The following is a 12044-nucleotide window of genomic DNA, read 5'->3' as shown; positions in this document are numbered from 1 at the left end:
TCTCGTTGGTTCTAACTTGTTTGGCAGTTCTAGACGCCGAGATAGGTGTGGAGCTTGTCCATATTGGCGGCAAGCTCGGCGTTGGAAAAACCGTCAATGATCTTGCCGTGCTCGACCACGTAGTAGCGGTCGGCGACGGTGGATGCGAAGCGGAAGTTCTGCTCGACCAGGAGGATCGTGAAACCCTCCTTCTTGAGCCGTGCAATGGTGTGGCCGATCTGCTGGATGATGACGGGCGCAAGGCCCTCGGTCGGCTCGTCCAGCATCAGGAAGCTCGCGCCGGTGCGCAGGATGCGCGCGATCGCGAGCATCTGCTGCTCGCCGCCCGACAGCTTGGTGCCCTGGCTGTTGAGCCGCTCCTTCAGGTTCGGGAACAGGTCGAATATCTGATCGAGCGGCAGACCGCCTTCGCGGACGACCGGCGGCAGCATCAGATTCTCGCGCACGTCGAGGCTGGAGAATATCCCCCGCTCCTCGGGGCAGAACGCGATGCCCATGCGCGCGATCTTGTCGGAGGTCGCGCGGATGATGTCCTGATTGTTGAACTTCACCGAGCCCGAGCGCTTGCCGATGATGCCCATGATCGACTTCAACGTGGTCGTCTTGCCGGCGCCGTTGCGCCCGAGCAGGGTGACGACCTCGCCCGCATTCACGTCGAAGTTGATCCCGTGCAGGATGTGGGACTCGCCGTACCAGGCTTCGAGGTTGCGGACTTGAAGGATGTTTCCGCCGGTCGCAGCCTTTGCCGGAGCCTGGGCGATCGCAGTGTCAGGCATGACCGGCTCCCAGATAGGCTTCCTTGACGCGCTCGTCCTTGGTGAGCTCGGAGTAATGGCCTTGCGCGAGCACCTGCCCGCGCGTCAGCACGGTGATGATGTCGGAGAGATTGGCCACGACGCTCAAATTATGCTCGACCATCAGAATGGTATATTTCGCGGAGATGCGCTTGATCAGCGCCGCTATCTTGTCGATGTCCTCGTGACCCATGCCGGCCATTGGCTCGTCCAGCAGCATCATCTCGGGGTCGAGCGCGAGCGTGGTTGCGATCTCCAGTGCGCGCTTGCGCCCGTAGGGCATCTCGACCGCGGGCGTATTGGCAAACTCGCTGAGGCCGACATCGTTCAACAGCTCGCGCGCGCGATCGTTGAAGCGGTTGAGCACGGACTTGGAACGCCAGAAGTCGAACGAAGAGCCGTGCTGGCGCTGAAGTGCGACGCGGACGTTCTCCAGCGCCGTGAGATGCGGAAACACGGCCGAAATCTGGAAGGAGCGAACCAGGCCCATACGGGCCACGTCCGCCGGCGCCATCGCAGTGATGTCCTGCCCCTTGTACAGGATCTTTCCGGCAGACGGTTTAAGGAACTTGGTCAAAAGATTGAAGCACGTCGTCTTGCCGGCGCCGTTCGGCCCGATCAACGCATGAATGCTCCCACGGCGAACCTTGAGCGCAACGTCGCGGACGGCGAAGAAGCCCGCGAACTCCTTGGTCAAGCCTTCCGTTTCGAGAATGAACTCATCGGCCAAACAGATTTCCCCCTGCCCGCGCGACGCGCTGGCCGCGCGTGGCTGTCCTTGTTGACTTCGGCTTTCCGGAGGCTTGCAGCCCATCCGGAACGCCGCCTCCGGGCGCGGAATATGCCGGAGGTGACGGGGGTTAGGCAAGGCGGAAAGCTGAGCAGATCAGGCCTCCGGCTGGGATACAAATGCTCCCTTAGTCGGAGATGTTTTGATGTCGTTGCCTGCCCGGCCTCCCGGCTCGCGAAGCACCGGTCATCAAGCCGTCGTTAACGGTCTTTCGTCTCCCGCGCCAGCCTTCATAGAAAATTTTCCCGCGGCGAGGATCATGTGCGGGTTTTGACATGCCGGGAATATTGTTTTGGATTTCGCAAGCGCCGCGCCCTCCGTCGTCAAGTCGATCAGGCAGCGTGATCTCCTGAACACGTGGCTGCGACTTTATGCGCGCCAGCAGGTCGCACCGGCGATCTGGGAGTACCAGCCTGCGCGACTCGAGGAAGAGCTGTCCGATCTCATCTATTACACGGTGGACAATTCGACGCCGACGCCGCACCTGACCATCCAGAGCGAAGGCACGCGCATCTCGCGCGCTTATGGAAATACCGGCAAGGGCACTCTGCTGCACGACTATGTCGGACCGCGGCTCGCGCCCTTCGTGATGCCGATCTATCACGAATGCGTCGCGCGCGGGCTTCCGATCTATAGCGTTGCCGACATCGATGACATCTACGGTCGCATCGTCGCCTATGAACGGCTGCTGCTGCCGTTCCTGACCGAGGACAAGGTCAGCCACGTCATCGCGTCAGTGAAGACCTTCTGCGAGGACGGCGGCTTCGAGATCAAGAATCTGATGCGCGGAAATGACGCGCCGCCGCGTCCGAGGCTGCGGGCCGTGATCGACCGCGCCCTCTTTCATCGCGCCCCCGGCCGCATCGCGGCGGCCGATGTGGTCGAGCTCGCCGACCAATCCAGCCCAAGCGTCACCGCCGAGATCATCGAGCTGAGCTAACGCGCCTTGGCTCCAACGTTCTTGGCCCCGACTTCCTTTGCATAGATCTCCGGCTTGAAGCCGACCAGCAGCTTGCCGCCGATTTCCAGCACCGGCCGCTTGATCATCGATGGTTGCGCTAGCATCAACGCCAGCGCCTTCTTCTCACCAAGGCCTTCCTTGTCGGAATCGGAGAGCTTCTTGAAGGTCGTGCCGGCGCGATTGAGCAACGTCTCCCAGCCGACCTTGTCGCTCCACTGCTTGAGCTTGTCCTTCTCGACTCCCGCCGTCTTGTAGTCGTGAAACGCGTAAGGCACGCCATGGCTGTCGAGCCAAGTGCGCGCCTTTTTCATGGTGTCGCAGTTCTTGATACCGTAGATGATGTTGGGCAAGTCGTTCCTCGCGCATGCGTCGTATCGTGACCGCCGCGTTGTACGAAACTCCGGTTCGCGCGACAATATTCCGAACGACGCCACTCCCCGAACGGATACACCATGCACGTCACCCACGATCCCGCGGCCGCCGCCTCGCCGACCATCGACTTCAACAGCTTCCTCGCGGTCGATATCCGCGTCGGCACCATCGTCGATGCCAAGCCGTTCCCGGAGGCGCGCAAGCCAGCCTGGCGGCTATGGATCGACTTCGGTCCTGCGATCGGCGTCCGCAAGAGCTCGGCACAGATCACCGAAAATCATCCGCTCGAGTCGCTGGTCGGGCTGCAGGTCGCGGCCGTCGTCAATTTCCCGCCGCGCCAGATCGGCCCGGTCGTATCCGAGGTGCTGACGCTCGGTTTCCCCGATGCTGCCGGCAAGGTCGTGCTGGTGCAGCCAAGCAAGCCCGTGCCGAACGGCGGACGGCTGTTCTAGCGGCACACGATCGAGAGCCGGGCCGCCGCCTCTATCGGCGTCCCGCAACGGCTCAATCCGCTTTTTTCACGGCATCGGGAGGTCCGGACTTGACCGAAATTCCTTTTGGCAATAAAAATGACTGACTAGTCATTTTTTATATTTATCGGCTTAGGACAGGCTCTCCCTACCGATGGCTAAAAGGATCGATCGGTCAGTTATTTGAGGACCATCAAATGCCCAAGATCAGCGACAAGCAACGCGAAGGCCGGCGCCAGCAGATCCTCGAAGCTGCCCTCGCCTGCTTCGCTGAAGACGGCTTTCACCAGACCGGCATGGCCGACATCGTCAAGCGATCCGGACTGAGCCACGGCGCGGTCTATCTCTACTTCCAGAGCAAGGACGATCTGATTGAAGCGCTCGCCGATGACCGGCACCGCCGCGAAGCCGTGCTCAACTCGGTCGCGCAAGGATCGGGCGATCCGATCGAAGGACTTCACGCGCTGGTCCGCGTCTATGCGCAATGGCTCACCGATCCCGCCGGCGAAGCGCGGCGTCGCGTCGGCATCCATGGCTGGGCCGAGGCCCTGCGTAACCGCCGCGTCCGTACCAGCGTCGTCGAGGGCATCGACATGCCTCGCGCGCTGATCGTCGCGCTCATCGAGCGTGGCCAGCATGCCGGCCTCATCAAGCGCGACCTCAGTGCGGACACGATCGCGCGCGTGCTGATCGCGATCTTCCAGGGATTTGTGCTGCAAAAGTGCTGGGGCGAGGATGTTGACGTCGAGGCCTGCATGGCAGCTGTGGCCGGTGTGATCGAGGGCTTTCGCGCCACCAAGTCTGACATGAAGCGACGAACCAGGGCGTGAGCGATGTCCTGGATTCATGACCTCCTCGCTGGCGTCGTGTCGGCCTCGTGGGCGGGCTGACATCGGGCTTCATGGGCGTGAGCCCGGGTGGCGGCTTCGTGATCTTCTCCGTCCTGCTGCTCGGCGCCGAGCAGCACGTCGCGCAGGGCACATCGCTGATCGCGCAGGTGCCTCCGACGGGCCTTGCGGGCGTGCGCCGCTACTGGCAGAGCGGCAAGCGCAGCCGGTTGCCATGGATCGGCTGGATCGGCCTCGGATTCCTGATCGGTGGCGCCGGCGGCGGTTACGCCGCGGCTGCGGTCTCCGACTCGGTCCTACAATGGACTTACGTCGTCTACCTCGTCGCGCTGATCGCTCTGCTGATCCTGCGCCGCGAGCGTAAGGACGGGAGCAATGAGGCCGGCGACCGCAATGATCTGCCCTGGCTACCCCTGCTCCTGATCGGCATGCTTGCCGGATTTTCGTCCGGCTTCATGGGCATCGGCGGTGGCCTCGCGATCACCGTCGGCCTCGCTGCGGGTCTTCGCGTCCCGCAGCATCAGGCGCAACTCATCAGCCTCATCTTCTCGGTCATCCCGACCACCGTCCCTCCGGCCTGGATCTACTGGAGCAAGGGCTTGATGGTCGGCTGGCCCGCCATCATCGGTATTTTGGCCGGACTCTGGATCGGCACCGATCTCGGCGCACGCGCGGCCAATGGCGTCAGCAAATCAATGCTGCGCCGGATGATGATCGGCTTCGTCGCATTGATGGCGCTCTACATGAGCTACAAGGCTCTGTTCTAGCCTCACGGCCGCTTCGGAATGTTCAGCCCGCGCTGCACGGCCGGGCGTGCCAGCCCCCGGTCGAGCCAGGCACCGACCGACTTGAACCCGCTGAATGCGACGAGATCGCCGGCGCCGTAGAAGCCGATGAGATTGCGCACCCAGCCGAGCATGGAGATGTCGGCAATGGTGTAGTCGTCATCCATGAACCATTGCCGACCGGCGAGTTGCGCCTCCATCACGCCGAGCAGGCGCTTGGACTCGTCCACGTAGCGTTCGAGCGGCCGCTTGTCCTCAAACTCCCTGCCGGCGAATTTGTGGAAGAAGCCGACCTGGCCGAACATTGGCCCGATGCCGCCCATCTGGAAATGCACCCACTGGATGGCCTGGTAGCGGCGTGCGGCGTCCTCCGGCAGAAGCTTGCCTGTCTTCTCGGCGAGGTATTGCAGGATCGCCCCGGATTCGAACAGCGGCAGCGGCCTGCCGCCGGGGCCGTTGGGATCGAGGATCGCCGGGATCTTGCCGTTCGGATTGAGCGAGAGGAATTCGGTCGTCTTCTGGTCGTCCTTGCCGAAATCGACGAGATGGACTTCGTAAGGCAATCCGATCTCCTCCAGCATGATCGAGACCTTGACGCCGTTCGGCGTCGGCAGCGAATAGAGCTGAAGCAGTTCGGGATGTTTCGCCGGCCAACGTTTGGTGATGGGAAAAGCAGATAGAGCGGACATCGGGACCTTTGATGCATGGACTGAGGCGTGCTCAATCTAGGCAGGACGCCGTGCGGCGCAAGTCACTATTCGTCCCTGCGAGCCCTCGCTTATGGCGGCAGCGTTGCCATCGCCACGATCGGAGTCCTTGCGTCATGTTGCAGTCGGTACTCGATGAACCGTTGACCCGTGATCAACAGCAGGGCCGTAAAGGCAATCGCCAGCATCGCGGTCGCCAATTGGCAGACGTCGTACATGGTGTTTTGTCCCTCAACAGTGATTGGCCAACGACCGTTCAAGGACCATGTTCCTCGCCCGCTTGAAAATATTGCTGCAGTTTCCCACTCTCCGAGACAAGGCCATCGCACTGTTCCAGCCGCCCGCGCAGGGACCATTGAGCCTTCCAAGCGTTATCGCCGGATGAGCATCGAGAAGCGCGCCCTGCTCGACCATGCTGAGCGATGTCGCCGTGTCGCCGGCGAACTCGCGCATAACGCAGCCGCGCGGCGGTTGCAGTCAATGGCCGAGGAGTACGAGGAGAGAGCAGCAAGACTGGACGACGATGGCGTTAATGTGAAGCAGAGCCATGCCCGTCGCTGCCACGCGGGAGACGGAAGCGATCGCGAGGGCCACGGAGGCCTCAATAGTTGATCTCCATTCTCAGCCCCCGCGTGTCGATCTCGTCGTCGCCGACACGTTGCGTGCTATCGCACGCCGCGACCGCGCAGGCGCAGGCATCGATGAGATCATCGCGGCCGATACCGGTGCGGTAGCGAAGCGTCAGCCATTTCGGCAGGCGCGTGAATCCGCGCCGCTCCAGGAGCGCGATGCGCTGTTCGCGGCCTTGCGCCGATGTCTTCTTCGCAAGATGGACTCGTCCTGCCAGATTCCAGAAAATCAACTCCGGATGGGCTTCGCCGATGCTGGCTTGACGCGCCGGCGTCATGGCATCGTCGACCTCCTTGAGCTTGTCCCTGATGTTCCAGAGCTGCGCGGATACGCCCCTGCCCTCGCCCTCGTGCGCCCAATAATGGCGATTGGCCGCAGCCATATCCGGAAACGTCCAGAGGTCGCGGCGCGCGCCGAGAAATACGGCAGGCCCGATCAATTCGCGTGCACGCAGATCGCAAGCGCGATAGCCGCTCGGATTCAAACCGATCGGCATGTCGATCATCGCGCGCGCATGCGGCATCGCGAGCAGGCGCGTCAGGCCCGGTGAATAATCGAAGCCGTGATCGCCGCGCTCGTCGATCCAGGCCGCGACCCAGCCGAAGCGAAATCCATCGAGACCGAGAAAGGTTGGCACGTCGTGCGTCCGTCATTTCCAATTTCTCACGCGCGCCGCTTGACGCCCGCAAGTTGCGGGCGTATGTCCCGCGCCCTCGCGATCACTTCCGTTCGCGAAAACAGCGAACCCAGTGATGAAGCACAGCTACGAAAGATTTGCGCGACTGTCGAATGGCCTGCGGCCAATCGATTGCGCATGCCCGGCTCATGGGAGCGATCTTGCCTGACCGCAAGATCGACAGTCCGCTTCTCACGGACCCTCCCGAGCCTGCCGCTCCGGAGGGTTTTTTGTTGCCCGCCGCGCGTTCAGACATCCCGGCAATGGCCGGAACCGGAGACCCGGATCCCGGGCTCGCGCAAACGATGCGCGTGCCAAACCGCCTGAACTCGCGTCAACGGCTTCTCTAAGGCGCCCCGTTGCGTGGATCGCTGCGTCGGAGACGGCGTTTAATTGATGCGCAACGACAACGACCCCGGACGCGGGACTGCGCCCCGGGGCCAAGCAGGACTCAAGACCATGCGACGATCCGATCCCTACATGGAACGCGCCCGCGAGCTCTGCCTCGCCGCCGGCATCGATCCCGACTCGCGCGTCGGCGAAGGACGCGGCCAGCCGGCCTGGTGCTCGTACCGGGACGCCGCGCGCAAGGAACATCTCGCCCGCGAGGCCAACACCGCCGCAAGCGAGATCGCGAACCTGCGTCCGCAGGAGGCGCGCTTCCAGAACGCGCCGCTGAAGATCTTCGGCCCGCATGAGGAGGCGACCGTGGCGCAGATGCGCAACTGCATGGCGGTCGGCAATGTCGTATCCGGCGTGATCTGCGCCGATGGCCATCTCGGCTACGCCCAGCCGGTCGGCGGGGTCATCGCCTACGAGAAGCAGATCAGCATCTCCGGCGTCGGCTTCGACATCGGCTGCGGCAACTTGGCCGCAAGGCTCGACACCCGCTTCGACGACATCGCCAACATCGTGCCCACGATCATGCGCGACGTCGCCAAGACGATCTCGTTCGGTGTCGGCCGCGCCAATGCCGAGCGGGCCGAGCACGAGCTGTTCGACGACAGCGATGCCTGGCGCGAGAGCGACATGGAGGCCTACCGTCAGAAAGCGATGAGCCAGCTCGGCACGGTCGGATCGGGCAACCACTATGTCGACCTCATGCGTGACGAGGAAGGCTTTGTCTGGATCGGCGTCCATTTCGGAAGCCGCGGCCTCGGACACACCTCCGCGACGCGCTATCTCAAGGCCGCCGGCGGCAAGGATGGCATGAACGTCCCGCCCACCGTGATCGACGAGGAGTCCGAGCTCGGCCGCCGCTACATCGCGGCGATGCATCTCGCCGGACGTTACGCCTATGCGGGTCGCGAGTGGGTCGTCGAGCGGGTCCGCCAGATCATCGGCGGCAGCGTGACCGAGAGCGTGCACAACCACCACAACTATGCCTGGCGTGAGACCCACGAGGGCAAGGATCTGTGGGTGGTGCGCAAGGGCGCGACGCCGGCGTTTCCCGGCCAGAAGGGATTCGTCGGCGGCTCGATGGGCGACGATGCCGTCATCCTCGAAGGCGTCGACAGTCCGGAGGCCAAGGCTTCGCTGTACTCGACCGTGCACGGCGCCGGCCGCCTGTTCGGACGACGGGAGGCGAAGCGGCGCTTCTCGCGCGCGGAAATGGACCGCTGGCTGAGCGAGCGCGGCGTCACCCTAGTTGGTGCCGACCTCGACGAGAGCCCGATGGCCTATCGCCGCCTGCCGGACGTGCTGGCGCAGCACGCCGGCACCGTGCGGGTGCTGCACACGCTGCGGCCGTTCGCCGTCGCCATGGCCGGCGAAGGCGAGTTCGATCCGTGGAAGGACTGACGCAAACAGCGAGTGGGAGGTAGGCCCACCACTCGCAGCATTTTTGTGTCTTGTCCGGTGACGCGCGAACAGGCTTTGCGCCGTGTCTCATCTCGTCAGATATTCGCGCATCAGGGCGCGGGCGCGATGCAGACGGGCCTTCACGGTCTGCCTGGAAGCCCCGAGCGCGACGGCGATCTCGTCGATGGTCATCTCCTTGACGTCGCGCATCAGGGCGACGTCGCGATAGTGCGGTGGCAGCGCCTCGAAGGCGGCGGCCACATCGAGCCGCAGATCGGCTTCCGGGCGAGCCAGCAGTGCCGCCTCTGCCTCGCTGTCGTCGATCGCTGGCGCAAGGCCTGTCTTGCGCGCGAGCCGCAGGCATTCGCGGCGGACCACACTGAACAGCCAGGCGGAAAACGCCAGCAGCGAGCGGATCGTCCCGACATGCCGGAACAGGATCCACATCGCTTCCTGCGTCGCATCCTCGGCATCCGCCGAGCTGCGGCAGGTCGCCCGCGCATAGCGGCGGATGTCGGGCTGTGCGGTCTCCAGCAGAGACGCGATCGCCTGGGGGTCGCCGAGCCGCGCGGCCTCGAACAAATTTGGCGAGATCGCAGCCGCGCTCACGATGCCCCTCCCTTGCCGATGCCGGCCACCGCGCACATCGGGCAATAGCCGACGAGGCCGGCCACTGCTAAGCCCGCTCCGCCGAGCGCGACCAGCCACGCCGCGGTGCCGGCGAGATAGACGAACGCTGCGACCGCGACCCCGACACCCAAGACGATCCGCACCGCCTGATGCGGGCCGCCGATGTTTTTCCTGTAGAATCCGATCACATCCTCCGACATGGCCGAGACTGATCGTCTCGACCATCAAGAGGGTGCGATCCCCAAAAAGGATTCGCAGTGTCGGGAGATTTTTTCGCGGTCAGCCTCCGGCCGCCTGATAAGCCAGGCGCTTGAACTCGAAGAAGAACGGATTCCAGAAGCCCATGTAGCGCTGGGTCATCAGCACGCCGGCGGTGTTGGCCTCAGGGCAGATCCACCAATGGGTGCCGGCAAGCCCGCCCCACTGGAATTCACCAATCGAATTCGGGGGATCGAAAGGCATGGGCGCGAAGGTGACGGCACCGCCGAGGCCAAAGCCCTTGCCGGGGATCGGCCCGAGATTGGCGAAGCGTATGGTCTGGCCGGCGGGCAGTTGGTTCGTCATCATCTGCCGCAGCGTCTTCGGCTTCAGCAGCGCATCCGAACCGGGCAGCAGCGCGCGCACAAGCGCCAGCATGTCGGCCAGGGTCGAGACCAGACCGCCGCCGCCGGACAACCGCGGCAACGGCCGCCGATAGGCCTGAGGATAAGGCAGATGATCGGCCCGCGTGAGGCCAGGCTTCATCGGATCGAGCACATCAGCGCCGTTATAGAGTGCGACCAGCCTGCCCTGCTGCGCTTCCGGCACGTGGAAGCCGGTATCGATCATCCCGAGCGGATCGAAGATGCGGGCCTTGAGCAAGGCGTCGAGCGGCTGGCCGGAGACGACCTCGACGACACGGCCGAGCACGTCGGTCGCCACCGAATATTCCCAGCCGGTGCCGGGATGATAGGACAACGGCAGATCGGCAAGCCGGTCGATCATGTCGGCGAGCGGCGTCAGCGGATTGAGCACGCGCGCCTCGTTGTAGCCTTTGAACAGCACCGTGCCGGGATCGAAGATGCCGTAGCTGAGCCCGGACGTGTGGGTCAGCAGCTGGCGGATCGTGATCGCGCTCCTCGCCGGCTCGACATCGGCAAGGCTCGCAGCGCCCGGCTTCAACACCTTGCGATGGCCGAGCTGCGGCAGGAATTTCTCGACGGCATCATCGAGCCCGACGCGGCCTTCCTCGACCAGCAGCATGATGGCGCAGGTGATGAAGATCTTGGTGTTGGAGAAGGCGCGGAAGATGTGGTCGGGCCGCAGCGCAGTGCTGCTCTCGCGGTCGGCAAAGCCGACGCATTGCTGGTCGACGACATCGCGGCCCCGCAGCACCGCCCAGGATGCACCCGGGATGATCTCCTGATCGACATAACGCTGCATTGCCGTCCGCGCGGCGGAAAAATCAGGTGTGCTGGCGTCCATGTGTTTCCCCAACTATCGTTGGGTCGGATATATCGGGAATTCGCAGGAAATAAAGACCTCCCCCGCGAGCGCTATCCTTCCTTCATGAACGCGGTGACGTGCAGGCGACGCCGAATCCGCATGCCCTGCCGCTCGTACAGCGCAATCGCAGACGTATTCTTGGTAAACACGTGCAGGAACGGAAATTCGCCGCGCGCCTCGATCTGCCGCGCGACCGCCGCGAGCAGTGCCTGCGCGTAGCCGCGGCCGCGATGATCAGGGTGCACGCAAACGGCCGTCATCTCGACGAATTTTCCCGGCTTCATCCGCTCGCCGGCCATCGCAATCAGTTCGCTGCCGGCACGGATGCCGAAGAACGTGCCGAGTTCGTGCGTGCGCAGCGCGAATGGACCGGGCTTGGTCAGCTCGGTCAGCGCCATCATGGCAGGCACGTCGGCGGGCCCCAGCGTGACGATCTCGGCATCACGGAGGGGGCTGTCGGCCGGCGATCCGATCATCTGCTCGCCGCTCTCGGCGAGCACGATTTTGAAGCCGGCGGGCACGTCGACGGGCTCCGGCGTGAACAGCGCGGCGACTTGCGATCCCGACATGAGATCGCCGAGCGCGGCAAAGCTTGCGTCGGACATGTCGACCATGTCGGCAAACGGCGTCATGTCCACGGGATAGCGCAGCGCGCGCGGGCCGCCCTCGGCCAGATGCTTTTGGCTCGTTGTCAGCGCGCTCCAGATCGGACGATCCAGCAGCGCCACATCGCTGTCGGACACCGACCTAGTCCTTTTCGAAGCTGACGATCACCGCCGCATTGGCGATGAGGATGGGGTCGTTGGCTACTTCCGTGGCCGAGGGAACCTCCAGCCCGCCCTTGACCGCGTTGACGGTCACCGTGCCGTAAGGCAGCTCCTTGGCGACCGCTTCCTTGTCGACGGCCTCCGGATTCGGCACGCCGATCGTGACATCGACGAACATGTCATTCGCGGTCTTCCCGATCATCCGGAAAAAGCCGAGGCTCGAATGCCTGATCGCGTCCGACACCGCCCGCTTCGCCGCCTTGGTGGCGTCCCTGCCGTGGACATCGACGCCCATGCCCATCTCGGTGACACAACGAACGCGAGTCATT

The 12044-nt window shown here is 63.8% G+C and carries 15 protein-coding genes and 1 pseudogene; 5 read left to right on the top strand and 11 right to left on the bottom strand.

Annotation, left to right across the window (positions count from 1 at the left end; translation table 11 throughout):
* Positions 1-29: 29 nt before the first annotated feature.
* Complete coding sequence (locus LRP30_RS17665; protein WP_091894981.1) at positions 30-776, bottom strand: ABC transporter ATP-binding protein; 747 nt, start codon at positions 774-776, stop codon at positions 30-32.
* Complete coding sequence (locus tag LRP30_RS17660) at positions 769-1524, bottom strand: ABC transporter ATP-binding protein (RefSeq protein ID WP_008551999.1); 756 nt, start codon at positions 1522-1524, stop codon at positions 769-771. Before LRP30_RS17660 ends, LRP30_RS17665 begins: the two co-directional genes overlap by 8 nt.
* Before the next feature lie 352 nt (positions 1525-1876).
* On the opposite strand from LRP30_RS17660, the gene LRP30_RS17655 reads away from it, so the two are divergent.
* On the top strand, positions 1877-2524 hold the full coding sequence (locus LRP30_RS17655; protein ID WP_249761191.1) for a hypothetical protein: 648 nt from the start codon (positions 1877-1879) through the stop codon (positions 2522-2524).
* On the opposite strand, the gene LRP30_RS17650 is transcribed toward LRP30_RS17655, so the two are convergent.
* On the bottom strand, positions 2521-2895 hold the full coding sequence (locus LRP30_RS17650) for an ArsC family reductase (RefSeq protein ID WP_249761190.1): 375 nt from the start codon (positions 2893-2895) through the stop codon (positions 2521-2523). The genes LRP30_RS17655 and LRP30_RS17650 overlap by 4 nt on opposite strands.
* A gap of 102 nt (positions 2896-2997) precedes the next feature.
* On the opposite strand from LRP30_RS17650, the gene LRP30_RS17645 reads away from it, so the two are divergent.
* From LRP30_RS17645 to LRP30_RS17635, 3 genes and pseudogenes are all read left to right on the top strand, one after another.
* Entirely contained in the window at positions 2998-3369 is a 372-nt protein-coding gene (locus tag LRP30_RS17645; protein ID WP_091894975.1) for a tRNA-binding protein, read from the top strand.
* 215 nt (positions 3370-3584) lie between these two features.
* Complete coding sequence (locus LRP30_RS17640) at positions 3585-4217, top strand: TetR/AcrR family transcriptional regulator (RefSeq protein ID WP_249761189.1); 633 nt, start codon at positions 3585-3587, stop codon at positions 4215-4217.
* 3 nt (positions 4218-4220) lie between these two features.
* Positions 4221-5002: pseudogene (locus tag LRP30_RS17635) on the top strand (sulfite exporter TauE/SafE family protein).
* Between the two features lie 2 nt (positions 5003-5004).
* Here the strand turns inward: LRP30_RS17635 and LRP30_RS17630 are convergent.
* The 3 genes from LRP30_RS17630 to LRP30_RS17620 all read right to left on the bottom strand — a co-directional run bounded on the left by LRP30_RS17630 (position 5005) and on the right by LRP30_RS17620 (position 6994).
* Positions 5005-5709: a glutathione S-transferase N-terminal domain-containing protein gene (locus LRP30_RS17630; protein WP_249761188.1), complete on the bottom strand. Its 705-nt coding sequence runs from the start codon at positions 5707-5709 to the stop codon at positions 5005-5007.
* Positions 5710-5798: 89 nt separating this feature from the next.
* Positions 5799-5945 (bottom strand): hypothetical protein, encoded by a 147-nt coding sequence (locus LRP30_RS17625; RefSeq protein ID WP_164939681.1) that lies wholly within the window; start codon positions 5943-5945, stop codon positions 5799-5801.
* 383 nt (positions 5946-6328) lie between these two features.
* Entirely contained in the window at positions 6329-6994 is a 666-nt protein-coding gene (locus LRP30_RS17620) for a DUF429 domain-containing protein (RefSeq protein ID WP_249761187.1), read from the bottom strand.
* A gap of 498 nt (positions 6995-7492) precedes the next feature.
* On the opposite strand from LRP30_RS17620, the gene LRP30_RS17615 reads away from it, so the two are divergent.
* A complete protein-coding gene (locus LRP30_RS17615; RefSeq protein ID WP_249761186.1) occupies positions 7493-8833 on the top strand; it encodes an RtcB family protein in 1341 nt (446 codons plus the stop codon).
* Between the two features lie 87 nt (positions 8834-8920).
* On the opposite strand, the gene LRP30_RS17610 is transcribed toward LRP30_RS17615, so the two are convergent.
* The 5 genes from LRP30_RS17610 to LRP30_RS17590 form a co-directional block, all read right to left on the bottom strand.
* Positions 8921-9442 (bottom strand): sigma-70 family RNA polymerase sigma factor, encoded by a 522-nt coding sequence (locus tag LRP30_RS17610; protein WP_128942506.1) that lies wholly within the window; start codon positions 9440-9442, stop codon positions 8921-8923.
* Complete coding sequence (locus LRP30_RS17605) at positions 9439-9663, bottom strand: DUF2892 domain-containing protein (protein WP_249761185.1); 225 nt, start codon at positions 9661-9663, stop codon at positions 9439-9441. Before LRP30_RS17605 ends, LRP30_RS17610 begins: the two co-directional genes overlap by 4 nt.
* Positions 9664-9742: 79 nt before the next feature.
* Positions 9743-10927 carry a serine hydrolase domain-containing protein gene (locus LRP30_RS17600; protein ID WP_249761184.1) on the bottom strand — a complete coding sequence of 395 codons (1185 nt, stop codon included), beginning with the start codon at positions 10925-10927 and terminating at the stop codon, positions 9743-9745.
* 71 nt (positions 10928-10998) lie between these two features.
* Positions 10999-11691, bottom strand: coding sequence for a GNAT family N-acetyltransferase (locus tag LRP30_RS17595; RefSeq protein ID WP_249761183.1), 693 nt, complete (start codon positions 11689-11691; stop codon positions 10999-11001).
* Between the two features lie 4 nt (positions 11692-11695).
* Complete coding sequence (locus LRP30_RS17590; RefSeq protein ID WP_249761182.1) at positions 11696-12043, bottom strand: Lin0512 family protein; 348 nt, start codon at positions 12041-12043, stop codon at positions 11696-11698.
* Between the last annotated feature and the right edge of the window lies 1 nt (position 12044).

This window comes from Bradyrhizobium sp. C-145, from assembly GCF_023375135.1.
In the GTDB taxonomy this organism is placed as follows: domain Bacteria; phylum Pseudomonadota; class Alphaproteobacteria; order Rhizobiales; family Xanthobacteraceae; genus Bradyrhizobium; species Bradyrhizobium zhanjiangense.
Note: the sequence above shows the minus strand (reverse complement) of the source record. Positions and strands in the feature narration are given on the sequence as shown.